Source organism: Neptunomonas qingdaonensis (assembly GCF_900113275.1).
Taxonomy (GTDB): Bacteria; Pseudomonadota; Gammaproteobacteria; order Pseudomonadales; family Balneatricaceae; genus Neptunomonas; species Neptunomonas qingdaonensis.
Map to the genome: position 1 here is coordinate 1 of NZ_FOOU01000013.1, position 24,929 is coordinate 24,929.

Annotated in this window: 26 protein-coding genes and 1 riboswitch; of the genes, 7 read left to right on the plus strand and 19 right to left on the minus strand. The window is 46.4% G+C overall.

Annotated elements, in window-relative coordinates:
• From BM099_RS15855 to BM099_RS15870, 4 genes are all read right to left on the minus strand, one after another.
• Positions 1–1,249: SdrD B-like domain-containing protein (locus tag BM099_RS15855; RefSeq protein WP_280522156.1), on the minus strand; the 1,249-nt coding region annotated here is incomplete at its 3' end.
• 252 nt (positions 1,250–1,501) lie between these two features.
• Positions 1,502–1,657 (minus strand): PEP-CTERM sorting domain-containing protein, encoded by a 156-nt coding sequence (locus BM099_RS15860; RefSeq protein WP_090729312.1) that lies wholly within the window; start codon positions 1,655–1,657, stop codon positions 1,502–1,504.
• A gap of 442 nt (positions 1,658–2,099) precedes the next feature.
• On the minus strand, positions 2,100–3,443 hold the full coding sequence (locus BM099_RS15865) for an HlyD family type I secretion periplasmic adaptor subunit (RefSeq protein ID WP_090729314.1): 1,344 nt from the start codon (positions 3,441–3,443) through the stop codon (positions 2,100–2,102).
• 2 nt (positions 3,444–3,445) lie between these two features.
• Positions 3,446–5,245 carry a type I secretion system permease/ATPase gene (locus tag BM099_RS15870; protein WP_090729316.1) on the minus strand — a complete coding sequence of 600 codons (1,800 nt, stop codon included), beginning with the start codon at positions 5,243–5,245 and terminating at the stop codon, positions 3,446–3,448.
• Between the two features lie 351 nt (positions 5,246–5,596).
• Between BM099_RS15870 and ppk2 the strand changes: the two genes are divergently transcribed.
• From ppk2 to BM099_RS15890, 4 genes are all read left to right on the plus strand, one after another.
• A complete protein-coding gene (gene ppk2, locus BM099_RS15875; protein ID WP_090729318.1) occupies positions 5,597–6,493 on the plus strand; it encodes a polyphosphate kinase 2 in 897 nt (298 codons plus the stop codon).
• Positions 6,494–6,513: 20 nt separating this feature from the next.
• Positions 6,514–6,741 (plus strand): phosphatase, encoded by a 228-nt coding sequence (locus tag BM099_RS15880; RefSeq protein WP_090729320.1) that lies wholly within the window; start codon positions 6,514–6,516, stop codon positions 6,739–6,741.
• A gap of 109 nt (positions 6,742–6,850) precedes the next feature.
• A riboswitch (cobalamin riboswitch) is annotated at positions 6,851–7,015 on the plus strand.
• 33 nt (positions 7,016–7,048) lie between these two features.
• Entirely contained in the window at positions 7,049–8,869 is a 1,821-nt protein-coding gene (locus BM099_RS15885; RefSeq protein ID WP_090729322.1) for a TonB-dependent receptor domain-containing protein, read from the plus strand.
• Positions 8,870–8,891: 22 nt separating this feature from the next.
• Positions 8,892–9,452, plus strand: coding sequence for a cob(I)yrinic acid a,c-diamide adenosyltransferase (locus BM099_RS15890; protein ID WP_090729326.1), 561 nt, complete (start codon positions 8,892–8,894; stop codon positions 9,450–9,452).
• A gap of 31 nt (positions 9,453–9,483) precedes the next feature.
• On the opposite strand, the gene BM099_RS15895 is transcribed toward BM099_RS15890, so the two are convergent.
• The 7 genes from BM099_RS15895 to BM099_RS15925 all read right to left on the minus strand — a co-directional run bounded on the left by BM099_RS15895 (position 9,484) and on the right by BM099_RS15925 (position 16,062).
• Positions 9,484–10,371, minus strand: a complete 888-nt coding sequence (locus BM099_RS15895; protein ID WP_177201210.1) for a cobalamin-binding protein — start codon at positions 10,369–10,371, stop codon at positions 9,484–9,486.
• Between the two features lie 211 nt (positions 10,372–10,582).
• Positions 10,583–11,566: an acrylyl-CoA reductase (NADPH) gene (gene acuI / locus BM099_RS15900; RefSeq protein ID WP_090729331.1), complete on the minus strand. Its 984-nt coding sequence runs from the start codon at positions 11,564–11,566 to the stop codon at positions 10,583–10,585.
• A 79-nt stretch (positions 11,567–11,645) separates the two neighbouring features.
• Complete coding sequence (msrA, locus tag BM099_RS15905) at positions 11,646–12,173, minus strand: peptide-methionine (S)-S-oxide reductase MsrA (RefSeq protein ID WP_090729333.1); 528 nt, start codon at positions 12,171–12,173, stop codon at positions 11,646–11,648.
• A 579-nt stretch (positions 12,174–12,752) separates the two neighbouring features.
• Positions 12,753–13,127 carry a hypothetical protein gene (locus BM099_RS15910; RefSeq protein WP_143083790.1) on the minus strand — a complete coding sequence of 125 codons (375 nt, stop codon included), beginning with the start codon at positions 13,125–13,127 and terminating at the stop codon, positions 12,753–12,755.
• Between the two features lie 108 nt (positions 13,128–13,235).
• The gene (locus BM099_RS15915; RefSeq protein ID WP_090729336.1) at positions 13,236–13,556 is read right to left on the minus strand and encodes an MTH1187 family thiamine-binding protein; all 321 of its coding nucleotides are present in this window, start codon (positions 13,554–13,556) and stop codon (positions 13,236–13,238) included.
• A 35-nt stretch (positions 13,557–13,591) separates the two neighbouring features.
• Positions 13,592–15,199 (minus strand): NAD(P)/FAD-dependent oxidoreductase, encoded by a 1,608-nt coding sequence (locus BM099_RS15920; RefSeq protein ID WP_090729338.1) that lies wholly within the window; start codon positions 15,197–15,199, stop codon positions 13,592–13,594.
• A gap of 116 nt (positions 15,200–15,315) precedes the next feature.
• A complete protein-coding gene (locus BM099_RS15925; protein WP_090729339.1) occupies positions 15,316–16,062 on the minus strand; it encodes a pseudouridine synthase in 747 nt (248 codons plus the stop codon).
• A 112-nt stretch (positions 16,063–16,174) separates the two neighbouring features.
• Between BM099_RS15925 and BM099_RS15930 the strand changes: the two genes are divergently transcribed.
• Positions 16,175–16,912: a FadR/GntR family transcriptional regulator gene (locus BM099_RS15930; protein WP_090729341.1), complete on the plus strand. Its 738-nt coding sequence runs from the start codon at positions 16,175–16,177 to the stop codon at positions 16,910–16,912.
• A gap of 169 nt (positions 16,913–17,081) precedes the next feature.
• Positions 17,082–17,690, plus strand: a complete 609-nt coding sequence (locus BM099_RS15935; protein ID WP_090729343.1) for a Z-ring associated ZapG family protein — start codon at positions 17,082–17,084, stop codon at positions 17,688–17,690.
• A 108-nt stretch (positions 17,691–17,798) separates the two neighbouring features.
• On the opposite strand, the gene BM099_RS15940 is transcribed toward BM099_RS15935, so the two are convergent.
• Positions 17,799–18,560, minus strand: coding sequence for a Nif3-like dinuclear metal center hexameric protein (locus BM099_RS15940; RefSeq protein WP_090729345.1), 762 nt, complete (start codon positions 18,558–18,560; stop codon positions 17,799–17,801).
• A gap of 92 nt (positions 18,561–18,652) precedes the next feature.
• On the opposite strand from BM099_RS15940, the gene BM099_RS15945 reads away from it, so the two are divergent.
• A complete protein-coding gene (locus BM099_RS15945) occupies positions 18,653–19,801 on the plus strand; it encodes a trypsin-like peptidase domain-containing protein (protein WP_090729346.1) in 1,149 nt (382 codons plus the stop codon).
• Positions 19,802–19,932: 131 nt separating this feature from the next.
• On the opposite strand, the gene hisD is transcribed toward BM099_RS15945, so the two are convergent.
• The 7 genes from hisD to mlaD form a co-directional block, all read right to left on the minus strand.
• A complete protein-coding gene (gene hisD / locus BM099_RS15950; protein WP_090729348.1) occupies positions 19,933–21,240 on the minus strand; it encodes a histidinol dehydrogenase in 1,308 nt (435 codons plus the stop codon).
• A gap of 3 nt (positions 21,241–21,243) precedes the next feature.
• A complete protein-coding gene (gene hisG, locus BM099_RS15955) occupies positions 21,244–21,891 on the minus strand; it encodes an ATP phosphoribosyltransferase (RefSeq protein ID WP_090729507.1) in 648 nt (215 codons plus the stop codon).
• Positions 21,892–21,903: 12 nt separating this feature from the next.
• Positions 21,904–23,166, minus strand: coding sequence for a UDP-N-acetylglucosamine 1-carboxyvinyltransferase (gene murA / locus BM099_RS15960; protein ID WP_090729349.1), 1,263 nt, complete (start codon positions 23,164–23,166; stop codon positions 21,904–21,906).
• 21 nt (positions 23,167–23,187) lie between these two features.
• Complete coding sequence (locus BM099_RS15965; RefSeq protein ID WP_090729351.1) at positions 23,188–23,430, minus strand: BolA family protein; 243 nt, start codon at positions 23,428–23,430, stop codon at positions 23,188–23,190.
• Between the two features lie 83 nt (positions 23,431–23,513).
• Positions 23,514–23,822: an STAS domain-containing protein gene (locus BM099_RS15970; protein WP_090729352.1), complete on the minus strand. Its 309-nt coding sequence runs from the start codon at positions 23,820–23,822 to the stop codon at positions 23,514–23,516.
• A 3-nt stretch (positions 23,823–23,825) separates the two neighbouring features.
• Positions 23,826–24,455 carry an MlaC/ttg2D family ABC transporter substrate-binding protein gene (locus BM099_RS15975; RefSeq protein ID WP_090729354.1) on the minus strand — a complete coding sequence of 210 codons (630 nt, stop codon included), beginning with the start codon at positions 24,453–24,455 and terminating at the stop codon, positions 23,826–23,828.
• Between the two features lie 14 nt (positions 24,456–24,469).
• Positions 24,470–24,928, minus strand: a complete 459-nt coding sequence (mlaD, locus tag BM099_RS15980; RefSeq protein WP_090729355.1) for an outer membrane lipid asymmetry maintenance protein MlaD — start codon at positions 24,926–24,928, stop codon at positions 24,470–24,472.
• Between the last annotated feature and the right edge of the window lies 1 nt (position 24,929).

A 24,929-nucleotide genomic window follows, 5' to 3' on the forward strand; every position in this document is an offset into this window, starting at 1 on the left:
GTTCCTCGGTCTCGCCCGACTCCAGCACCACACAGCTGGTGATACCCGCCGCATTCGCATCCGAGTCATCGCCCGCCGCATCCGCGTCCGTTGCCAGCTGCTGCGTGATCACGTAGCCACTTGGCGCCGTGAACTGCACGTAGTACTCGCCCGGGGCCAGGTTCGTGAAATTGTAAATCCCGTCCCCACCGGTCGTGATCGATGCCACCGGATTGCCATTGATGTCATTGGCCGCCGTGCCATCACAGTTGAACAGGCTGACCTTCGCTCCCGCGACACCACCTTCGCCAGTGTCCTGAATACCGTTGGCGTTCTTGTCATTAAACACCTGGTCGCCAATGCTCGCCGCCTGATAGAGCCCCGCATCAATGCTTTGATTTGATTCGCCTTCGGCTAGGGTAATTTTTTCAGTCATGCCCGTCAGAACACCGGCATCACTGTCAAAATTATCTTGTGAATTGTCTGCAGCATCAGCAACTGTTAGCAGCATATTTGCAGGTGTTAAAAACTTAACAGTGTAATCACCTGCTTTCAGGCCTGTAAATTGGTAATAGCCTGTTTCAACTTCTGCGGTGCTGTAATCGTCGCCTGTTTTTGTGCTTGATACCAAATTATTGCTGGCATCATAAAGCTCTACAACAACGCCATCAACACCCAGTTCATTTTCATCCTGGATACCATCTGCATCTTCATCCAACCAAACATAATCACCCAATTTTGCTGAATTTAGTTGGATAATCAGCGGCTGAACATTACCATCAGTACCACCATCAGGATCGACAACCATCGTGAAGAAGGTATCTGAAGGAAGAACATTAATACCACTGGCAACTGCAGCTTGGGATTTAGTCACTAAAAATTTAATATCAAGCGGATCAACTTCTTGATCGCCATAATTAGATAAAAGTTCTGAAGTAATACCGACGTTGTTATAGTACAACGGTGTGTATCCCAAGATCTCCCAGATAGCAGCTTGCACTTCACCATAGTTAAACTGATCGTCATATTTGGGATCTGAAGTAAAGTTTTGCGACAAAAGCCAGTTGATCTGAGAAATTTGTTTCTGAGTTATGCTAGAAGTGACGCCTGCGTCGGTATAATTACTGGTATTATTATCAACGTCATTACCAGCATTAGCATTAGCATCATCATATGTATGAGGTGCTACTGTGATAAACAAACCAGGGTGAAGACAGTAAGCGTCATAAATCCCGTTTAAGGTGCTGCTGTGTGTGATTTCTACATCCATATAACTTGGAGCACCCTGATCTGTTCCGTTTAAAGCTGGTGAAGTCACACGAATAGTCATAGTGGACATAACAAAATTCCTTCTTATTCTTACTTCTTAGTGGAATCGATCTGGGTAGCAGCGTTTTTTAAGACCTTACTTCTAGAAAAAAGAAAATTATGCTCGTAAGTATTAACACGTCATCCAGAACTTATTTTTATATGCAAAACTGTACTAAAAAAAGCGAGACGTAAACGTCTCGCATTTTTCTTTTTACTTTTTCATACGACGTGCAATAAAGAATGCAACAGCGGCAGCCCCCATCAACGCCAACACACCTGGCTCAGGAACAGTTCCATTTGGAACAGGATTAGCAAAAGCAGGAGCAGCGGCCACCATCAAAGCAGATACAGCGATCAATTTATTCATGTTAAACACCTTTGTTAAGTTGGGTTTTCCCACCTGTATTAAACAGATGTAGGGGTTTCAAGAAACTCCTTTATTTGATATGTGCTGATTTTAAAAGCGACTAGCCACATACCAGCACTAAGCTAAATTTAAAACCAGCAATTAACATACCAACAGAAAAGCCTAAGCTGAACAGAATATTAACAAGAATAATCTAAAGAATATTAACAATAAAAAACAATGAGTTAGAAGAGACTGCCACCTTTTTTATTGAGGAATAATTTAGTCACACTAATGAACTAATTTTTTCTGTCTGATTACGTTCTCAATATGTAAAAAAACCTGACGTTTTAGACAGGTTTTTTTCAATAAGACACAATAGAAGAAGAAATTAAAACAGATGTTCTATTTTGATTTCGCTAACTGTTTAGAAATCAGTCGGATACGAAAAAAGCCATCTTGGCTAATCTTCAATAAATGAACGCGCAACAGTATTAACTAGCGGATCAGCGAAATACTGGAACAAGGTGCGCTCACCTGTTTTGATGAAGACCTCAGCAGGCATACCAGCGACCAGTTTAAGGTCGCTGCCCTGTAAATACCGGAGCCCTTCTTCGGTCAATTCGACGATCGCCAGATAATAAGGTGTCTGCGTCGAATCATTCGGGTCGAGGATACTATCAGCCGATAGGTTTATCAGTTTGCCCTCTATTTTTGGCGTCTCTCTCATTTTGAATGCTGAAAAGCGCACATCAACAATCTGTCCAATAGCAATTCGATCGATATCTATAGGAGATACCCGCGCCTCTATGATCAGTCGCACGCCCATAGGGACAATTTCCATCAGCTTTTCACCTTCGCCTATGACGGCACCGACGGTATGAACTGCAAGCTCTAGTACTGTGCCAGATTGCGGCGAACGGATCTGAGTACGAGCCAAGGTGTCCAGCAAAGCCTGACGCTGCTCTACCAGTTGAAACAACCGCTCTTGCAGCTCATCAACTTCTGCTGCGACCTCTCTTTGCAGTTCTTTTTGTAATTGTAAGGCCTGTAGCTTTGAAGCCACTACTTCAGATTTTGTTGAGGCAATACTCGCCAGCAGCTCGCCTAACTCGCCGCGACTCTGCGCCAATTCCCGATAAATTTCGCGTGCACGACCTCTTTCAGCAAAGCCTTTTGCTTCCAGAGATTTCAGATCCTTAAGCTGAGTAGAGTATGAATACACCAGTCGCTCCTGGCTCTTTCTTTGTGCATCAAGACCGGTTAACTGAGATTCCAGCTGCTCGGCTTGCTGAACATATAGCGCCAACTCATTTTCATAGGATTCTTTGCGCACCTGAAAGATCTGGCGCTGTACATCGATCGCCTCCTGCACCCTTCTATCTTCCTTAAGATCCTGTAAATCCTGAGGAAACACAACAGACTCCAATTGGTCACGCTGAGCAATCAACCTCGCTTCACGCGCGCGAGACAAGATATATTGCCCCTGAATCACCTCTAACTGAGCTTTGGCCTGGGTATCATCCAGGACCATTAATACCTGGCCTTTTTCGACATGATCACCATCTCGCACCAACACAGACTTAACAATCCCTCCCTGAAGATGCTGTACCGTTTTCTTATTATTCTCGACACGTACTTTACCCTGAGCATGCGCAGCACTGGCGATAGGAGCAACCGCCGCCCACGTACCCAAACCGAAAAAAACCACAAGAATAATGATGAAACCAATCATCAGAAAACGGCTGTCATCCACCGATTTTTCGAGATATTGGGTTGTCGTGTCAGCTTTTTTTACATCAGACATAATTAGTTCTCTACCACAGCGTTATGGGTTACTGACTGAGTTGTGGACTGGGCTGCTATAGGAGCTATACCAGGTGCTGACTGTACGGCGGGACTAGGCGAGGCGGCCCCCTGACTTAACTTTTTCATCACTACTGCCGTTTCATCAAATGCCACTAGGGTACCGTTTGACAGCACCATTACCTTATCAACTAACTGTAATAAGTTATTCCGATGGGTAACAACGATCAGCGTAGACCCGGCAGCTTTCAAGCTCCGTAATGCGTTTGCCAACGCAAGGTCACCCTCCGTATCCAGATTCGAATTGGGCTCATCCAGCACGACGAGCTTAGGGTTATCATATAGCGCACGTGCCAGCGCAATACGTTGCCGTTGGCCAGCTGATAACAAATGCGCTTTAATTCTGGTTGAGTAGCCATCAGCCAACTGCAAGATCATCTGATGCACACCTGCCGCCGTAGCCGCAGCGACTACCTTTTCTGGTTCGACTTCCCCAAAGCGGGCGATATTCTCACTCACCGTCCCTTCCAGCAACTCAATATCCTGCGGCAAATAGCCTATATGCTCACCCAAGACTTCTCGGTCCCACTGCTTAAGCTCAGCGCCATCTAAGCGAATCGCGCCCCTAGTAGTCTGGTAGATGCCGAGCATGGCACGTATTAAAGTGGACTTACCGGCCGCACTTGGCCCGATGATGGCGACTGACGTACCCGATTCAATGGCAAAACTAATATCCTGTAATACAGGCTCCGCGTTTTCACCCAGCGCCACAAATACTTTTTTAAACTCGACCCGCCCCTGTGGTGGCGGCAGTTGCATAGGCGGCTCCTGCGAGGCATTCGCTTCCAGCAGGGCCGACAAACGCGTATATGCTCCCCTGGCACCTAAAAAGCCCTTCCATGAATTAATCAACTGATCGATCGGAGCCAGTGCCCTACCCAACAAAATTGATCCGGCAATCACAGTACCACCGGAGATATCTCCCTGTATTGCCAGATAAGCCCCGAGCCCCAGCATCAAAGACTGCATGGTCATTCGAAAAGTCTTAGACAGTGTTGTTATCAAACCACCTTGCCGACTTGCTCGGGTTTGCAGCGCCAGTAACTCATTCTGCTTCTGCTGCCAGCGATCGCGCAATCGAGGCAACATCCCCATCGCTTCAATTACTTCTGAATTACGTAAATTCAATTGAGTTTCGTGGGTGTTTTCGATATTCAGCTTGTTAGCATCCTGAATATCACGTCGTGTCAGGCGCTCGTTAACGATGGCGAGAATAATCAGAAAAATAGCGGCAGCAAGCGCTACGCTGCCCATCAGGGGATGGAACAGATATACAACTCCCAGATAAATAGGCAGCCACGGCGCATCAAAAAGCGTTAGCAGGCTGGCGCCTCCCAAAAACTGCCGAAGTGTTAAAAGATCTGACAAAGGTTGCGCTGTGGAGACACTCCCTCCCGACGCCAGTGACTGCTTAAACAACGAATCAAACACACGTGGACCCAGGCTTTTCTCTAATCGATTACCGGTGACAATCAACACCTGTGAGCGAACCCACTCCAGCGTTCCCATCACAATAAAAAGAAATACCAGCAACAATGTAAGCATCAACAGGGTTGATTCACTGCTACTGGTGAGCACCCGATCGTAAACTTCCAGCATGTAAATAATCGGTGCCAGCATCAGTATATTGATACAGAAACTAAAAACACCGGTTGATATAAATGACGTACGCGAAGCAGACAATGCCTTATATAGCTCTGATTTCTCTACCGATTCCTTTTGATTCAGTGACTGCTTTTTCATAACTTCGCTGATTTCCATTTTATTTTTAAGCGCACAATATTTAAACGGTCGTATTAACTTTGCAACGTGTTTCAAACGCAATAAATTAAAACATCCCAACGTACGAACTATATCGAGTACTCCAAGGAATACAAAATATTTCGGCGCTCATAGCGGATTATAATGCCGGGCTCGCATACCAGGTTCTCATTTCGGGCTCTCATCCCGCGCCTTCACTCAAAATTCATCGATTGTTTTACCGCCTTTATCGCTCTTATATCAGATATCATTAATTAAGTGATCTCGGTCAAAGGAATTGTCACAAGAGAGAGGATAATTATTATTACAACCAGTCTTTAAGAGGAGAAACTGATGGATGATCTTGTACAAGTAGTGCCGCAAGAAACTATTGAAACACCTGAGACGGCATCTGAGCTGAAGGATTCACCTGTAGAAATAAAAAACAGCTCAGACGAAACTGCAATCCAAGAAAAATTATCCCGAAAGGAATACGAAAAGCTCAAAAAAGATCTACAGATAGAACTGTTGAAAATGCAAAGCTGGGCACGCGAAACCGGCGAACGTATTGTTATTCTATTTGAAGGGCGGGATGCTGCCGGTAAAGGGGGCACAATAAAACGTTTTATGGAGCACCTGAACCCTCGTGGCGCAAAAGTGATTGCACTTGAAAAGCCCTCCGAAGAAGAGAAGGGCCAGTGGTACTACCAGCGCTATGTAAAACACTTCCCGACCAAAGGTGACATCTTACTATTTGACCGCTCCTGGTATAACCGTGCCGGTGTCGAGCGAGTTATGAATTTTTGCTCTCCTGCCGAATATCTTGAATTTATGCGCCAGACACCTGACTTTGAGCGTATGTTAGTGCGTAGCGGTATTCGTCTATATAAGCTCTGGTTTTCCGTTAGCAGAGATGAGCAGTTTGAACGCTTTCAGGCACGTAAAGTTGCCCCGCTAAAACAGTGGAAATTATCTCCCATTGATCTGGCATCACTGGATAAATGGGATGCTTATACTGAAGCCAAAGAAGCGATGTTTTTTTATACCGATACTGCAGATGCCCCCTGGACTGTTATCAAATCAGATGACAAGAAACGCGCCCGTATAAATGCCATGCGCTTTATATTGAACTCGCTGCCCTACCCCAATAAAAACCCCGATATTCTGCTAACACCAGACCCACGTGTTGTAGGTAACGCACGCGATATTCACGAACAAGATGAACATATTCTGCTACCCAACAACAAATAATTCACAAGGAGGATCTGTCCATGTCACAGAAGCAAACACAGCACTCTCACAATGTTGTTGAAGCATTTAAGGGAAAATTAACAGCGGAACTTCGCAGTCAGATTGGCGAGTCCAAGTTCTCTGATTTAGAATTAATCGTTGAATCAGCGATCAGCACTGCGGTACTGGAAGAGCTGGAAAAAGCAGCAGATCGGGTCGAACGCCTCTCACACGAGATTCGTAACTTTGCTGAGCACTATGATGCATAATACGCTATGAAAGAAGCATCATTTAAATAGTTGCTCATAGTGCACCTATGGGCAACCTGCTAACCGCCAACGCCTCTCTGATTGCATCACTAAAAACCACCCTGTAAACTCCGCCTCCAGTTACTCAGGTGCCTGCAAAGGTTAAACGGGAAGAACGGTGCGTATTGCTCTTACTATTAGCGCTAATACAAAGCCGACACTGCCCCCGCAACGGTAATCGATTACTCTCAGAGCAGTCGAAAGTCCGGATATCGGCCTGTTTCTCATCTAACCCAATGCGCGGCGGGCGCATATAAAGGTCGTTTACATGAAATCCCATTTTATTACTGCAGCTGCATTTTTTGTAGCGAGTAGCTCGTTTGCTTCAGATATACTTTCTGAATCACAGATTGCACACTTAAATACCATCACAGTCACGGCAACTCGTTCAGCACAAACAACGGATGAAGCACTTGCCAGTGTTACTGTTATCTCTCGTCAGCAGATTGAACAAATGCAGGCATCTGACCTGACTGATATTCTGCGTTATGTGTCTGGTGTAGAGATAACGCGAAGCGGCGGCCCAGGGCAGATCACCTCTATTTTCACCCGAGGAACTGAGGGTGACCATACTCTGGTCTTGGTTGATGGCATGAAGATAAATCCCGGCACTCTGGGATCAGCTAATATCAGCTACCTTCATCCCGATAACATTGAGCGCATCGAGGTTGTTAAAGGCCCCCGCTCGACGCTTTATGGATCTGAAGCGATCGGCGGAGTTATTCAGATATTTACCCGCCAGACAGGCCCTGCATTCACTGCGCATGCAACAGCGGGTAGCAATAATACTAAGGAAGCGGGCTTTCAAACCTTCCATAAGACACAACAAGGCTCTCGTTTGGGTTTTAGCCTGAACAACAGCAGCACTGACGGTTTTCCGGCTTTACAAGGATCGGATATTAAAACCGGACACGACAACCTCAGCCTCAACGCGACAGCCGCGCATACACTGGGCGAAACTGAGATAAAACTGAACCTGATACACAATGAAGGTAATACCGAATACCTGGCTGAAGATTACTCAAACTACCCCACGATCGCGATTATCAAACAAGATCAGGATTTCACACAACAGGCGATTAATCTTGATATCGATACACAGGTTAGTGATCGCTGGTTGTCCCGCATTAAATTAGGTCTATTTAACGATGAGTTAGATCAAAACCAATCGCCTGATTTTGCACACACACGGCGTACTCAGTTAGAGTGGCAGAACGATTATTTTGTAGGTGATCACGCACTCACTGCAGGCATCTCATTGCAGCGCGAAGCAATAGAATCGTTATCGTTCGGCACTGGTTTTGACGAAACCCTCGATACTCATGCGCTTTTTCTACAGGACAATATTCAGATCGGCAAACACAGTCTGGTATTAGCCGCGCGAGTTACCGACCATGAAACCTTCGGTCAGCATAATACATGGGAAACCAGCTACGGCTACCAGGCAACCCCTGATCTTAATCTATACGCCAGTATTGCCACCGCTTTTCGGGCACCAAGCGCATCTGACCTATATGGTTACGGAGGCAATACTAACCTTCAACCAGAAACCTCCAAAAACTATGAGGTCGGTGCAAAATACCAGATCAACACAACGAACCACGTCAGTGCTGCCGCGTTCTACAATCAAATAGATAACCTGATAAATTTTGTTGAAACCGCTCCTTTTAGTGGTATTTACCAAGGGCAGAATGTGGATAAAGTACTAATCCAAGGGGTAGAGCTGGGCCATAGCTTGTCTCTGGACAATCTGAACTGGAGCACTTCGGTGGTGATTCAAAGCCCGCACAACGAAGTGACTGATACGAGCCTGCTTCGTCGCGCCCATCGAACCTTGAGCAGCTCGGTCAGCTACCGTGTGGGCCAATATCGGCTGCGTACTGAATTCATTGCTCAAAGTAGCAAGAAAGACACACCCAGTGATGTCGCTGGCTACGGCATTATTAACCTGACGGTTAGCAAGCAACTTAACCAGACCTTCACTATTGAAGGAAAACTGCTTAACCTAACGGATAAAGAATACGAGCAAGTCTCTGGTTACAATACTCAAGGACGTGCTGGCTTTGTGACGCTTAAAGCAGTGCTCTAAGGTTAATAGAAAGGAAATACCGATGAAAGACAGGCTGACACGAATCTATACCCGCACCGGCGATAAAGGTACCACCGGTCTTGCCGATGGCAGCAGAGTTTCAAAAACCTCTGCGCGTATTGAAACGCTGGGCGATATTGATGAGCTTAATTCGGTGTTGGGTATTTTGCTGACCGAGCTAACAGCCGAAGATCCGTTAAAGCCTGTCTTCTTTCAGATTCAGAATGATCTCTTCGACCTGGGAGGAGAGATCGCTATGGCGAATCATGACTATCAGGCGATCACACCCGACATCGTCACTGAGCTGGAAAATCATCTCGACACACTCAATGAACAACTTCCTCCGCTAACAGAGTTCATACTGCCCGGAGGAAGCCGCGCGGCGGCATACTGTCACCAGTCAAGAAGCATCTGTCGTCGTGCAGAGCGTCAGATGATTCGGCTTTGCGATGCAGAAAAGCAAAACCCGATAGGCGCGATGTACCTGAATCGCTTATCAGATCTGCTGTTTGTCTGTGCCCGCACGTTGGCGCGCAGAGCGGGTAGCACCGAGATCTATTGGAAACCAAGGAAAAAATCCTGACCCGACGAGCGTAATGGAAGTGAAAAACCTACTAACGCTGCTCTGAGCGCCCCTGGTCTGCACGCACCCGATCTAATAACTGGCACACCTGCTTCAGTCCTTCAACGCTGCGCAGTGTCGGGCGGTTTATCAAGTCTGCATTAAGCGAATAAAGATGCTGCCCTTTGACTGCTGTAATCTCCGGCCATGCCTGCCAACGCTGTCGCCAGTCTGGTGGCGTACCTTGTTCTGGCGCTAAAATAACATCGGGATTAAGCACTAAAATACTTTCAACATTGGTTTGGGGTACGACTTCAAGCTGCTCAGAGAACAGATTAGAACCTCCACAGAGCGTGATCATCTCATTGATCATCTGCTGCTTATTGGCCGTCATCAAAGGTTCACTCCACAACTGATAAAAAACACTGACCGGCGCTTTATCCTGATACCGATTTTTTACATTGGCTACCTCATCCTTAAACTGCTCCACCAGCGGTGTGGCTATGTGTGTTTTTCCTGTTAACACCGCCAGATCAAGCAAGGTCTTCGCAACCCCGATAATGGCCTGACTAGAAGCCCGATACACCACAACATCCAAAGACTCCAACAGCGCCAGAACCTCTGCAGGACTGCCTTTATCCCAGGCAACCACCAGATCCGGCTGCAATGCCAGTATCACTTCAGCGCTAATATCTTCTGCCCCGCCAATGCGCGGGATCGACAAAGCCGCTGCCGGGTAATCGCTATAATCAACCGTAGCGATAATCCGCTCCCCGGCTTCTAATGAAAACAACAGCTCGGTTAAGTGAGGGGCCAACGTCACAATACGCTGCGCGGGCTGCTGAAGAATGACATCATGGCCAGCATCATCCACTACCGACACTGCATGCGCTGTAAACGAGAAGCAAAATAACAGAATAAAAGTAAGCGGATACAACACGATGGCGTGTCCTTATATTGATAATAGCGCCATCATAACGGACAAAGCCGCCTACCGTTAATCTCTGTTATGACGAAACAAGAGATAACGACAGGCGGCTTTAGAGTAACGCTGAAATGACGAAAAGGTCTCTTTCTATTTTTTAAACAGCACTCTTTTGCTGGATAAAAACTCCAAGCGCTATTCAGATAAAGAAAGCTTGCTCAGATCATTACTTATTTAAATCTACGATAGTTCTGCCCTGAACCTGGCCGTTAACAATTTTTGAAGCGTATTCAGGAACCTGATCTAAACTGATAACCTGACTGATCTCGCCCAAGGCCGCGGCAGGCAGGTCTGTTTGTAAACGGTTCCACGCCTTTACTCTGCGCTCAACCGGGCACATGACCGAATCGACACCCTGCAAACGCACATTACGCAAAATAAACGGCATCACGGTGGTTGGCAATTTAAAGCCGCCAGCCAAACCACAGGCCGCAACCGTCGCATTATAATCCGCTTCTGCCAGAATCCGCGCCAGCATGGCATCACCGACCGTATCGATACCACCCGCCCAACGTTGGCGCTCCAGTGGGCGAGCTTTCTCGCTCATCTCTTCACGCGTTAAAATAGTCGTCGCACCTAAACCACGCAGATAAGGTTCAGTTTCTGCGCGGCCAGTAATCGCTGCCACTTCGTATCCCAGTTTTGCCAGTATAGCCACGGCAACAGAACCTACACCGCCAGCTGCACCCGACACAACCACAGGGCCTTTATCCGGAGTTACGCCACCCTCTTCCAGCGCCATCACACACAACATGGCAGTAAGACCAGCGGTACCAATCGACATCGACACTTCAGGCGACATACCAGTTGGCAGCGGTACCAGCCATTCTGATTTAAGACGCGCTTTCTGCGACAATCCACCCCAGAAACGCTCACCAACACTCCAACCCGTGAGAACAACCTGATCACCGGCTTTATAAGCATCGCTACTGCTTTCTGCCACAGTACCGACCAGGTCGATACCCGGAACCATAGGGAATTTGCTGACAATTTTACCTGTTCCGGTAATGGCCAAGCCGTCTTTGAAATTAATCGATGAGTAATCTACATCGACTAATACATCTTCATCAGGCAGATCACTGACATCCAACGTTTTAATTTCGGCAATCGTTTTACCGTCTACTTGATCCAGAACCAGTGCTTTAAACATCACAAAACCCCTATTTGTCTTACAATTTAACAAATCATAACATCGGTGCTTATCTAAATACTACACCGTTGCTTAATTATTAAGCAGAAGACTTTGGCAGCACCCAGTCCGGCCGCGGAAAATGGCAAGTATAACCGCCAGGGAAATGCTCAAGATAATCCTGATGATCAGGTTCAGCTTCCCAGAAATCCCCCACCGGTTGCAACTCAGTCACTACTAATCCCGGCCATAAACCTGAAGCGTTAACATCGGCAATCGTATCCTCAGCCACCTGTTTCTGTTCTGGATTAACATAATAAATGGCTGAGCGGTAAGACATCCCTTGGTCATTCCCCTGCCGATTAGGCGTTGTAGGGTCATGAATCTGGAAAAACAATTCCAGAATACGACGGTAAGAGACCTGATCAGGGTCGAATAGAATCTCAATACCCTCAGCGTGGGTCCCATGATTACGATACGTCGCATTGGGCACATCACCACCGGTATAACCGACCCGTGTCGCCACAACACCCGGCAACTTTCGAATCAGATCCTGCATACCCCAAAAACAACCACCTGCCAGCACTGCGCGTTGTTGTGTAATGAGTTGGGTTGTGTCTTCTGTCATGTGTGTGTCCCCGCTTGAAAAGTGTCTTGTTTTAAAGGCTTGTTCTAATGGCTTGTTAACTAACGGTATGATGCTTCGACGCTAAAGTACGGCAAGCAGTTCCGTTATATAACCGCTGTTTTCAAACAGAAGTTAAATAACTAAGGTTTTCAAATAAAGAGTTTTACTCTTTATCAAAGCTATCAACAACAATCGCTTCCATTGAAGCAGGCATAGTGATAACAATCATGCGAAAAATGAAAACCAATAAAGATACTCACACTTCCTGTGGATAAGTGTGTCTATTTCAACTGAACATCTCCTCTAAAGCCCAGCATAGCAGTGATTCAGGCACTGCTTATTTTTCACTCAACAAAAGTACACAAAGCGACTTTGAGCGTATAGATACAATCCCCAGCGCGAACCTTTAGTTTATTTCCGCTTAGTTGATATTACGCTGGGCAGCCTAATTGGCTTTATGGGGGGCTGGGTTATCCATCATCCTCACTTTTTCAAAAAGATTGAAGCCCGAATCAGACATGCACGCTACTCTGCGCCCGAATAAAGCACGCTGAGCAATAAAATAAGGCTCGATAAAAGTCACACCCCCGTATCGACATATCGATGATAGATATCACACTGCTTTTTGCTTTCTTTTTCAGTGGTGTAGGTTGGTTTTTGCTGGTGCATGGCTGTCCAGTCTAAACAGGAGCGCCACATAGCTTGTGCTTTTTTACTACGTGAACGCTGCTTTTTGGCAGCTTCGTGCTTTTGATCTAAATCCACTTTCATCTTGTCTACGATTCTCTTGCGCTCTACATCCATAGCGGCATTCGCTTGTTGTACGCCATAGGCTACAAGGCGCACAGAGATGTAATTGGACAGTAGATTACCGGACGTGACCGCCAGCGTGATGACAAAAAAGAGAGCTAAAAAGTGATATGTTTTCACTGTGCTGAAATGACCATATTTCAAAGAAAAGCCCACTGATCTGAGAGTGACAGGCCAGCGGGTCTAATAGCCTGGTAAGTTTAGCCGCTATTCAGTGACGAGCTTTGTCTGAGCTGTTTTGTCCTAAGAACTTTAGTCCTGAGCTGTTTTTTCATGATCCATTTTTTCATGAACACTGCTGACTTTATCTTCCATGGTTTGCATGCGGTCTGTACGCGTACCCAGCTTCATGTGGCTGATAATCCTTACTGCGCCAGCCTTATGTAGATCTTCATGGCAACGCTTCACCGCGGCCATCACATCATCCCATTCGCCTTCTACGTTGGTGCCGTAGCCATGCATGCTGTGGGTTAGCCCTGCTTCTTCAAAGATCTTCTGGCACATAGCCACATAAGGTGAAATGGAAACACCTACGCCGCTGGGCGATACCATGATATCCATCAGTACGTACATACGTTACTCCTTACCAGCGGTGGCTGCTTTGCTGGTTACTCTTGTTGACTATTAAGGCTCAGCGCCATGGCTTCTGCGATTTTAATACCGTCTATTGCTGCTGACATGATACCACCTGCATAGCCTGCACCTTCACCCGCCGGAAACAGACCGTGAGTATTGATACTCTGGAAATCTTTGCCGCGTTTGATGCAGATAGGGGCAGAGGTGCGGGTTTCCACTCCAGTCAGCAGCGCATCTTCCAGCGCAAAGCCTTTTATCTTTCTGTTGAACGCCGGTATTGCTTCGCGAATTGCCTCAATGCAGAAATCGGGCAACGCTTTCGACAGATCAGTCAGCTTGATGCCCGGCTTAAACGATGGCTCGACACTACCGATGCTTTCTGATGAGACACCTTTGAGGAAGTCACCGACTTTTTGCGCGGGCGCATCATAGTTTTCACCTCCCAGAACGTAAGCGTTACTTTCCAGCTGTCTCTGGAAGTCGATCCCGGCGAGTGGGCCGCCCGGATAATCCGATGGATCAATACCGACAACGATAGCGCTGTTTGCATTGCGCTCTGCACGTGAATACTGGCTCATACCGTTAGTCACTACACGGTGCTCCTCTGACGTCGCTGCCACCACAGTACCGCCCGGGCACATACAGAAGCTATACACAGAACGACCACTTTTACAGTGATGCACCAGTTTGTAATCGGCAGCCCCCAAAATCTCATTACCGGCATTGGCTCCAAAACGTGCTTCATCAATCAGGGATTGCTGGTGTTCTATTCTGAAACCAACAGAAAACGGCTTGGCTTCGATATAGACATTTTTATCATACAACATCTGAAAAGTGTCACGCGCACTATGACCGATCGCCAAGGCGACATGTTTGGACTTGATCACTTCGCCATCTGCCAACGTAACGCCGCAAATCTGCCCCGCTTCGATCTGCACATCATCCACCCGAGCGCTAAAACGTATTTCGCCGCCCAGCTCGATAATTTTTGCGCGCATCTTTTCAACCATTGAAACCAAACGGAAGGTACCGATATGCGGCTTACTGACAAACATAATTTCGTCCGGCGCACCGGCGTCTACAAATTCGCTTAATACTTTACGCCCATAATGATTCGGATCTTTCACCTGGCTATATAACTTGCCATCAGAGAAGGTGCCTGCCCCGCCTTCGCCAAACTGCACGTTAGACTCGGTGTTGAGAATTTTTTTACGCCAGAAACCAAAGGTATCTTTGGTACGCTCACGTACCTCTTTACCGCGATCAAGGATGATAGGTTTATAGCCCATTTGCGCCAGTACTAAGCCGGCTAACAGGCCGCAGGGGCCGAAACCGATCACGACAGGACGTTCCTGCAAGTTAGCCGGAGCCTGCGCAACAAACTGGTAACTCATGTCCGGTGTTGCTTTGATTAACTGATCATCTGCAAATTTTTCCAGAAGCGCTTGATCATTTTTTGTCTCAACATCCAGCGTGTAGATGAGGACGATATTGGTTTTTTTACGGGCATCATAGCCGCGCCGATGCACGTTATAGCTGACCAGGTCATCAGCTTTGATAGATAAACGCGACAATATAACGTTGCTGATTGCCTGTTCATCGTGATCAAGCGGTAATTGAATATTGGTTAAACGTATCATTCGGGGCTTCCAGAGAATCGTTCCGGAGAACTGTTCAGAGAACCGTTCCAGAAAAAAGGTTACTTAGTTAGAGTAAAGGCTGCATTTTACGCATTTATTCCCGGTCTGTCGCAGAGTCAGCCATCATCCGCTGTTAATTTATGCTCAATAGGCATATTAATATGAGTGCTTTCATAGGCTGTTAATTCCCGGCTTTGACCGGGCGCTAATCCAGGGTCAAGTGACAGCGCACCAATAGCGGTGCGATGTAAATGCAAAACAGGGTTTCTGAATCGACCGAACATCCGCTTTATTTGATGATAACGCCCTTCGGTCAGGCTCACCTGAGCGACAAATTCCGAGAGAATTTGCAGTTTAGCCGGCTGCGTGGTGATATTCTCATACGCAAAATACATCCCCTCTTCGAACGCCGCGATATACTCTTGTGAAAGGGGATTTTGTAACGTGACCTGATACACCTTAGTGACTTTATTTTGCGGCGAGGTCAGCTGTCGCGACCAGCGGCCATCATTAGTCAGCAGCAATAAACCTGATGAATTCAGATCCAAACGCCCGACAATATGCAGAGCGTTTTTATCGACCCTGTTATCCAGCAGGTCAATCACAGTCCGGTGCTGCTCATCCTTAGTGGCGCTAACCACACCTACCGGTTTATGCATCATCAGATAAACGCGGCTATTGGTCTGCAATACCCGATCATCCAAGACAATACGTGAGAACTCATCAACCAACTGGTCAATATTCTTCGCCACCACACCATCAACCGTCACGCGGTTATGTGCCAGCATCAGCCTGACATCTTTACGATTAATCTGCAGATAACTACTCAAGAAACGATCGAGCCTTGCCCGCTTTGACTGCATTACTTTATTTCCTGACCGTTATGTCTATGGCGGCCGTAATATTGGTTTTACAATTTAACAATAAGTCCAATCTATGAAATACTCTGATTCTGTTTTTTATGAGTGATACCGTGTGAAATCTATAGATTTTGAACCCGTCAGCCAACAAAGCCTCTCTCGCCAAATAGCAGACCAGATACGTCAGTCTATTATCGATGGGTCATTAGCGGCTGATGATCGTTTGCCAACCGAAGACGAGCTAGCAATACGCTTCAAGGTCTCACGCCCAACTATCCGCGAAGCACTAAAACGCTTAGCAGCGCAAAATCTTGTGCGCTCTAAACGCGGCCCAACCGGGGGAACCTTTGTTAACCGCCCCAGTATAAGTGACCTAAGCGACTCATTGGCAGGAGCAACGACTCTTTTAATGGGATTAAATGCTTTTTCACTGGAAGAGATCACTCAAACACGTTTGGAACTTGAAAGTATTTGCTGCAGGCTAGCTGCGCAGAATCGTAGCGCCGAAGATCTGGACGCTATGCTTCTCGAACTCCGGACTCAAGCGGATCCCAGCATTTCTGCAGAAGAATTTTGCGCATCTGACGTCAATTTTCATCGTTTGATCGCTAATGCAACGGGCAACCGTATGCTAGGCTTTGTCATGCATACCGTCATTGAAGCTTTACAGCCTGTGGCTAACATGGTGGCACATCGTTATCGCCAGAAAGAAGTTATCCATAGCCAGCATGAGCGTTTATTCGCCGCTATCTCTTCACAAGATTGCGTACTAGCGACACAGATTCTTTCAGAACAAGTGCTTTATTTAAGCGAACAACATCACGCGGCCCAACAAAACAAACAATCAAGTTAGGCTAAAATTAAAACTAAAAGCATGTTAAGTTGTCAGTTCCTTGACGAGGGTTAATAAGCTTTAGGGGCACTGCTATTATTCTGTACTGTAATAGCAGACTTCACTACAACAGCTTAGTGAAAATGGCCTCAAATAAAAAAATAACGTGAATATACAGTGAGGACTTACTGTGGAAGAGAGTAATATTTGGATTATTGGTATTGTCGCACTGCTTATTGGTGCACTGATTGGCTATCTACTTGGTCGTGCGGGTGGAAACTCAGGCGAAAAAGAACAATTGGAAGAAGCGAAACAAGAGCTGGAAGACTACAAAACCAAAGTGGCTAGCCATTTTGAAGAAACGGCTGATTTGGTAAATAAAATGACGGAATCTTACCGAGGTGTTTATAAACACCTGGCAACCAGTGCTCAGGCGTTGTGTGATGCCGATACCGCACGTTCTATAGAGTCCAGCATGACGCCACAGTTAACCGTTCAGAAAGAAGTTATAGTTGAGGAACCCGAAAACTCAACAACGGCAGATAAAGCAAAAGCAAACACTGACGAAGAAAAAATCACAAATGCTGAACCGCCACGTGATTATGCGCCAAAGAAACCCGACCAAAAAGGCACCCTTTCTGAATCCTATGGTTTGGATAAAGAAGCGATTAAGCAGTCTGAAGCGAAATCTGAAAAAACGTCTGACAAACCAGAAACTGCAAAAAAACCGGAAACAAAACCTGAGAAACAAGAAACTGCAAAAAAATCTGATAAGGACGACGTTGCTGAAAAAGCATAAATGCCCATCAGATCTTAATGCTTAAAATATCGGCCTCTCTATGAGGCCGATTGACTTTATATAAGAGCGCTAGACTTTATTGAACACAGAATTTGAGACAGACTGGCTTTATACCGGATTATCAATTTCTACATAACAATGTTCGACACCAAAGTGTTGTTTCAAATGCTCTCCCAAAGCCTGCACACCATAGCGCTCTGTCGCATGATGGCCGGCAGCAAAATAGTCGATACCCGCTTCCCTTGCTACATGTACCGTTTGCTCAGAGATCTCACCCGAAATGTAGGCATCCACTCCCCGTTCTAATGCCTTTTCAATATAGCCCTGAGCGGCCCCCGTACACCATGCAATTTTTTTAATAGGCCGGTTGATCCCTTGTATATGCTGCACCGGACGGTTCAGCACCCGTGCCATGTCAGCAGAAAATTGATCTGCATTTTGTGCCTGTGTCAATTCACCAACCATACCGATAGCCTGTCCTAGCTCACCATCCAAACCGCTTACAACATTCCAGTGCATCTTTTTAGCGAGCTGTGCATTATTTCCCAGTTCAGCATGCGCATCTAATGGCAGGTGAAATGCCAGCAAGCTGATATCATTGCACAGCAAGGTGCTGAGGCGCTGTTTTTTTATTCCGACAACCCGCTCATTTTCACCTTTCCAAAAGTAGCCATGATGCACCAATATAAGATCCGCCTGCATAGCAACAGCAGCATCCAACAACGACTGTGATGCTGTCACTCCGGATACAATCTTGTTAACCTGCTGTCTTCCTTCGACCTGAAGCCCGTTAGGGCAGTAATCCCGAAACAGACTGACGCTCAATAAATCTTCGCAATAACGCACTAACTCAGGCAATAAAACAGACATAAAATAAGATCCTCATTAGCAACCGCTTAACACTAAACGTATAATTCTACGGTGTGGTTTTGTTTTCACCAGTGTTTGCGGGATTTATTTTAATGCGAAGATTCAGCTTTCTCGGTTGGCCAACAGTAACAGGCGTACTTATAGCCATTATCCTGTTACAGTTTTTCCCCCAACTGCTTTCACCGCCGGTAACGACCGTCGAGATACGAGAAACACCGTTACCCACCCATGTTTCAGTGGGATATGGCCCTGTTTCCTATTCAGAGGCCGTTGAAAAAGCGGCGCCTGCCGTCGTCAATATATATACACGCACCGTTGTTAAACAGCAGCAGTACTCCCTAAAAGAAGATCCACTTTTTAAGAAGTTTTATGACTTAGGAGATATGCCACAACGCGAGCGAATTCAATCGAGTCTCGGGTCTGGTGTCATTCTGAACTCGCAAGGTTATATTATTACGAATAACCATGTCATCGCTGGTGCCGATAGCATCATAATTGCGTTGAAAGATGGCCGCGAGGCACCCGCAGAGGTTATTGGAACGGACCCGGAAACAGATCTGGCCATCCTTAAAACCTCGATGGAAAATCTACCCAGCGTCACTCTGTCTCCCTCAGATGCATTAAGTGTAGGGGATGTCGTCTTAGCCATCGGTAACCCTTTCGGCGTGGGCCAAACCGTTACCATGGGTATTGTCAGCGCCACAGGCCGCAACAGCCTGGGTCTGAATACCTATGAGGATTTTTTACAGACAGATGCAGCCATTAATCCCGGTAATTCTGGAGGAGCGCTGGTAGACGCTCATGGCAATCTCATTGGTATCAACTCTGCCATTTTTTCTAAATCGGGTGGATCTCAAGGTATTGGTTTCGCTATCCCGTCCAACCTGGCAAAAAAAGTCATGACTGACCTAATCACCCAGGGGCGGGTAGTTCGCGGCTGGATGGGGATTGAAATCCAGGAACTGACGCCCAACTTAGCTGAATCATTTGGCCTGGAGGAGATGAATGGTTTAATCATCGCCGGAATTTATCGTGACGGCCCGGCGCATAGAGCGGGCCTTCAACCAGGTGATATTATGCTTTCCTTAAATAACAAACCCGTTGAAGGACGTCGCTCAATGATCAGCATCGCCGATTTCAGACCTGGTGAGCCATTAAGCGTTGAGTTTTTACGAGAAGGCAAGCACTTAAGCACAGAAGTAACCGTTGGAGAAAGGCCGCTGACACGCCCTAACTCCTAAGCAGGGAAAGCTAAATCCCACGCGCTCTCTTGAGTAAGAAGACAAGAAAAAGGCCTCAATTGAGGCCTTTTTTACATTATAAAACTATCTGCATTCTGCGAACTTTCGACGTTCTGACTCCATTCAGAGAACTATTTTTTGATTCTGTATTCAGCAGAGCGGGCGTGAGCAGTCAAGCCCTCTCCTCTCGCCAGAATGGAAGCAACCCCACCAATGTCAGAGGCACCATCGGCAGAAAACATAATGAGCGAAGAGCGTTTCTGAAAATCATATACACCTAATGGCGATGAATATCTTGCCGTACCCGAGGTTGGCAATACATGATTAGGGCCTGCACAATAATCACCAAGCGCTTCTGCAGTATGACGCCCCATAAAGATGGCACCTGCATGCCGAACGCCAGGCAATAAGGCTTGCGGATCTTCTACAGATAACTCCAGGTGTTCGGGCGCGATGCGATTACCGATCTCAATCGCTTCATCCATATCCTGAACCAGAATCAACGCAGCACGATTACGTAATGAAACTTCGATAATTTCTTTACGTTCCATCGTCGGTAATAGCTTTCGGATACTTGCTTCAACCTGATCAATAAAATCAACATCCGGTGTAATCAAAATCGCTTGGGCGTCTTCATCATGCTCGGCCTGTGAAAACAGATCCATGGCAACCCAGTCAGGATTGGTTTTTCCGTCACAGACCACCAGGATTTCTGAAGGCCCGGCAATCATATCAATACCCACAGCACCAAAAACAGCGCGCTTTGCGGTGGCGACATAGATATTACCCGGCCCAACAATCTTATCTACTTTAGGAATCGTTTCAGTACCGTAGGCCAGGGCCGCAACGGCCTGCGCACCACCGATAGTGAACACCCGATCGACACCAGCCAATGCGGCTGCAGCCAAAACCAGTTGGTTAAGCTCACCACGGGGTGTTGGCACAACCATAATAATTTCAGTAACACCGGCCACTTTGGCAGGAATCGCATTCATTAACACAGATGATGGATAAGCCGCTTTTCCGCCAGGCACATACAAGCCGACACGGTCTAACGGTGTAACTTTCTGGCCCAACATAGTGCCATCATCTTCCGTATACTGCCATGAGTCGCTTTTTTGCTTTTCATGATACTGACGAATACGCTGAGCGGCTTTTTCAAGCGCTGTACGCTGCGCCTGCGGCAATGTCGTTAAAGCGTCTGTAAGGCGATCAGGGCTTAATTCGAGCTCACTCATGCTGCTGACAGTGGTTAAATCAAAACGATTAGTATATGAAACAACCGCAGCATCACCCTGCTGCTTCACTTCCGATAAAATATCATCGACTATCTGATTAACCTTTGCGTCGGAAACACTTTCCCACGCCAGTAGATTTTCAAGCTGAGTGTCAAAATTTTCCTCGGTGCTACTCAAACGCGTGATAGAGAACTCACTCATCGTCTACCCCTCCCGTCGCTGCACAACAGCAGCCGACATCATATCAATGATCGGCTGAATCTGGCGGTGTTTCATCTTTAATGCTGGCTGACCAACAACCAGGCGTGAACTAATATTGGCGATAAAGTCCATAGGTTCAAGCCCATTGGCACGTAATGTATTACCTGTATCGACGATATCCACGATACGATCGGCCAATCCCATAATAGGTGCCAACTCCATCGCGCCATAAAGTTTTACGATATCTACCTGACAGCCTTGCTGAGCGAAATACTGACGGGCAATATTGACAAATTTTGTGGCAATGCGCATACGCCCATCAACGGGATCAGCATCCGTCAAACCCGCCACCATAAGCTTACATTTGGCAATCTCAAGATCCAAAGGCTCATAAAGCCCTTTTCCACCATGCTCCATCAACACATCTTTTCCGGCGATGCCCATATCTGCACCACCGTACTCTACATAAGTGGGCACATCAGTCGCTCGAATGACCACAAGTTTGATGTTGTCATGGTTGGTGTCAAAAATCAGCTTACGGCTTTTGAAGATATTTTCTGCCGGAATAATATTCGCCGCTTCCAATAAGGGCAGCGTTTCTTCGAGGATACGACCTTTTGACAGCGCAATCGTAAGCTGTTGTTTTTTCATCATACTTTTCACTTAGCCCGGGATGCGGCGAATTCGCGCACCCATCATCTGCAGTTTCTCTTCAATACACTCATAACCACGGTCGATATGATAGATACGATCAATGGTTGTTTCTCCGTCGGCGACAAGCCCGGCAATAACCAGGCTAGCTGACGCTCTTAAGTCAGTTGCCATCACTGGCGCGCCCTGTAAACGCTCTTCCCCTTCGATGGTAGCTGAGTTACCGTCGATAAGAATATTTGCGCCCAAACGAATCATCTCCTGCATATGCATGAAACGGTTTTCAAATATCGTTTCTTTAATATGCCCAACCCCTTCAGCGACTGAGTTCAACGCAGCGAACTGCGCCTGCATATCTGTCGGAAAAGCGGGATAAGGAGCCGTTGTAATATTGACTGATTTCGGCCGGCGACCTTCCATATCCAACGAGATCCAATCGTCACCAACTTCAATTTTTGCACCCGCTTCGGTCAGCTTCAGCAAAACTGCATCGAGAATATCGGCACGTGTATTTTTAGTTTTGACATATCCGCGTGTCGCAGCAGCCGCCACCAGATAAGTTCCGGTTTCGATACGATCCGGCATAACGGAATATCGACAACCTTTCAGAGACTCGACACCATTGATGATAATTGTATCGGTACCCGCTCCTTTGATATCTGCGCCCATGGCAATCAGACAATTGGCCAAATCAACAACTTCCGGCTCTCTCGCCGCATTTTCGAGAATAGTTTGACCTTCCGCCAAGGTGGCAGCCATCAAAAGATTCTCTGTTCCGGTGACAGTCACAATATCAAATAAGATTTTGGCACCTTTCAGGCGCCCATTGCTGCGCGCATGAATATAACCTGCATCCACAGTGATTTCTGCACCCATCGCCTCTAATCCGCGAATATGCAAATCGACAGGCCTGCTACCAATCGCACAACCACCGGGAAGGGATACATCAGCCTGCCCGTAATGAGCCAATAAGGGGCCCAGTACCAGGATTGAGGCACGCATCGTTTTGACCAGCTCATAGGGCGCATGAAAGTCTTTAATGTTACGTGTATCGACTTCGACGCTTAGCTTTTCATCAACGGTTAGCTCAACACCGGTGCGACGAATCAGCTCCAACATGGTAGTAATATCGTGCAAATGCGGCAAATTACAGATAGTCACTGGCTCATCAGCCAGTAAGGTTGCCGCCAGGATAGGCAGTGCAGAGTTTTTTGCGCCTGAAATACGGACTTCACCGTTTAGACGCACCCCACCTTCAATAATCAGTTTATCCATTCAGAAAATTCCAACCGTTTATTAGCTCTGCAGTTTTTTCCACTGTTCAGGCGTATAGGTTTTGATAGTGAGTGCGTGAATAGTGCCATCGGCAATATATTCATTCAGGCACTGATAGACTAACTGTTGTTTCTTGACGGGCATCAGACCCGCAAATTGTTCATCGATGACGGTAACTTCGAAGGAGCAGCCTTCACCACCAGTAATTACCTGCGAGCCTTGCAGCTGCGATTCAATAATATTTTTAACTTCTTCAGCGTTCATGCAGCGCTCCTAAACGAGTTACGATTACAATATAGGGGCGCAATGATAACGAATTAGCGTCTAAAAGGCGAAATTAATACCTGTTAGTTAGCTTGGTTGGCATGCAGGATTGCCCTTAACCCAACCAGGTCAGCAATGGCTATCATCTCTTCCGGTAAGTTTATAAAGGTCAGCTGTTTACCCTGCTTTTTGGCCAACCTTAAAAAACATAAACATAAAGAAAGCGATGAGCTATCAACTCTATTTACACTGGCAAAATCGAGAACACAGTCACCGTCCCTGGTAGATAGTTCTGCTTCAATCTTTTCTCTGATGCTATCGATTTCAGGAATAATCAAATCTCCTGTTAAGCGGATCTGATTCATTTTCATCTCATCGCTATTATCTTTCACGGGCTAACTCTGTACCGGCTTATCGTCAACTTTAGCTTCCCAGGAATCCACTACACGACCTACGTCATACTGTGTGCGCTGCATCATCTCTGCAAACTGATTCTGGAATGTAATTCTCAAATTAATGCCATCCAACATGACATTAACTAACTTCCAGTCCCCATTAGCTTTAACCATGTAATTGACCAGGGTGTAGCTTACACCCGCCTTTGACGTAACTTCCACCGAAACAATCTGTTTGTCATCTTCAGGGCTGACAGCGTTTGGTTCGACTAACTTATAAGCATCAATATCAAATTCAAGCAACGATTTAGCATACGTTTTAATCAACGTTTGCTTGAATACCACGGCAAATTTGGCACGTTGATCATCGCTTGCCTGGCGATAATATTTACCCATTACCCATTTCGATATGTATTCAAAATCCACATCCCGGTCAACTATCTTCTCGATATCCGTGCTCACAGCAGTGATGTCGACCGGCTGCTGAGCCCGATGTGTATCGATGACAACAATCATATCTTCGATTGTCTGTCGAACCTCAACGCTCGCTTCCTGCCAGGTTGCGGCAGCCATAAAAGACTGCAGAAACAGACTTAATCCAAGAAAAACTGTAACAAAAAAACGCTGCATCAGGAGAACCTCTTCTAGTTACTCACTTTATTAAAAAGAAACTTGCCAATCAGTTCTTCTAAGACCATAGCTGATTGAGTATCGTTTATAGTATCACCGTCTTTAAGGGAGGCTTCTTCAAAACCAACGGATATACCAATATATTGCTCCCCCAACAACCCCGCTGTCAGTATTTTAGCTGAGCTATCGGTAGACAGGTAATCTACATCTGAATATATTTTCATTGTCACTATCGCCACAAGGCGCTTCTTGTCGATTTGAATACTTTTCACTTCACCGATCTGCACACCTGAAAGCGTCACTTTTGCTCGCGATGTTAACCCGCCAATATTTTCAAAACGGGCCTGAACCGTATAGGTATTAGCTTTTGTGGCTAACTTTAAACCACTTACATTCAATGCCAGCCCCAATAATGCCAGAATACCCAGCACCATAAAGAAGCCAACCATAATTTCAATCCATCGCATACGCATT

Excerpts from the sequence above, each read along its gene's own strand:
- BM099_RS15860 (WP_090729312.1), bottom strand. The coding sequence starts at position 1,657 with ATGAATAAATTGATCGCTGTATCTGCTTTGATGGTGGCCGCTGCTCCT.
- BM099_RS15865 (WP_090729314.1), bottom strand. The coding sequence starts at position 3,443 with ATGTCTGATGTAAAAAAAGCTGACACGACAACCCAATATCTCGAAAAA.
- BM099_RS15870 (WP_090729316.1), bottom strand. The coding sequence starts at position 5,245 with ATGAAAAAGCAGTCACTGAATCAAAAGGAATCGGTAGAGAAATCAGAG.
- ppk2 (WP_090729318.1), top strand. The coding sequence starts at position 5,597 with ATGGATGATCTTGTACAAGTAGTGCCGCAAGAAACTATTGAAACACCT.
- BM099_RS15880 (WP_090729320.1), top strand. The coding sequence starts at position 6,514 with ATGTCACAGAAGCAAACACAGCACTCTCACAATGTTGTTGAAGCATTT.
- BM099_RS15885 (WP_090729322.1), top strand. The coding sequence starts at position 7,049 with ATGAAATCCCATTTTATTACTGCAGCTGCATTTTTTGTAGCGAGTAGC.
- BM099_RS15890 (WP_090729326.1), top strand. The coding sequence starts at position 8,892 with ATGAAAGACAGGCTGACACGAATCTATACCCGCACCGGCGATAAAGGT.
- acuI (WP_090729331.1), bottom strand. The coding sequence starts at position 11,566 with ATGTTTAAAGCACTGGTTCTGGATCAAGTAGACGGTAAAACGATTGCC.
- msrA (WP_090729333.1), bottom strand. The coding sequence starts at position 12,173 with ATGACAGAAGACACAACCCAACTCATTACACAACAACGCGCAGTGCTG.
- BM099_RS15915 (WP_090729336.1), bottom strand. The coding sequence starts at position 13,556 with ATGTACGTACTGATGGATATCATGGTATCGCCCAGCGGCGTAGGTGTT.
- BM099_RS15920 (WP_090729338.1), bottom strand. The coding sequence starts at position 15,199 with ATGATACGTTTAACCAATATTCAATTACCGCTTGATCACGATGAACAG.
- BM099_RS15925 (WP_090729339.1), bottom strand. The coding sequence starts at position 16,062 with ATGCAGTCAAAGCGGGCAAGGCTCGATCGTTTCTTGAGTAGTTATCTG.
- BM099_RS15940 (WP_090729345.1), bottom strand. The coding sequence starts at position 18,560 with ATGTCTGTTTTATTGCCTGAGTTAGTGCGTTATTGCGAAGATTTATTG.
- BM099_RS15945 (WP_090729346.1), top strand. The coding sequence starts at position 18,653 with ATGCGAAGATTCAGCTTTCTCGGTTGGCCAACAGTAACAGGCGTACTT.
- hisD (WP_090729348.1), bottom strand. The coding sequence starts at position 21,240 with ATGAGTGAGTTCTCTATCACGCGTTTGAGTAGCACCGAGGAAAATTTT.
- hisG (WP_090729507.1), bottom strand. The coding sequence starts at position 21,891 with ATGAAAAAACAACAGCTTACGATTGCGCTGTCAAAAGGTCGTATCCTC.
- murA (WP_090729349.1), bottom strand. The coding sequence starts at position 23,166 with ATGGATAAACTGATTATTGAAGGTGGGGTGCGTCTAAACGGTGAAGTC.
- BM099_RS15965 (WP_090729351.1), bottom strand. The coding sequence starts at position 23,430 with ATGAACGCTGAAGAAGTTAAAAATATTATTGAATCGCAGCTGCAAGGC.
- BM099_RS15975 (WP_090729354.1), bottom strand. The coding sequence starts at position 24,455 with ATGCAGCGTTTTTTTGTTACAGTTTTTCTTGGATTAAGTCTGTTTCTG.
- mlaD (WP_090729355.1), bottom strand. The coding sequence starts at position 24,928 with ATGCGTATGCGATGGATTGAAATTATGGTTGGCTTCTTTATGGTGCTG.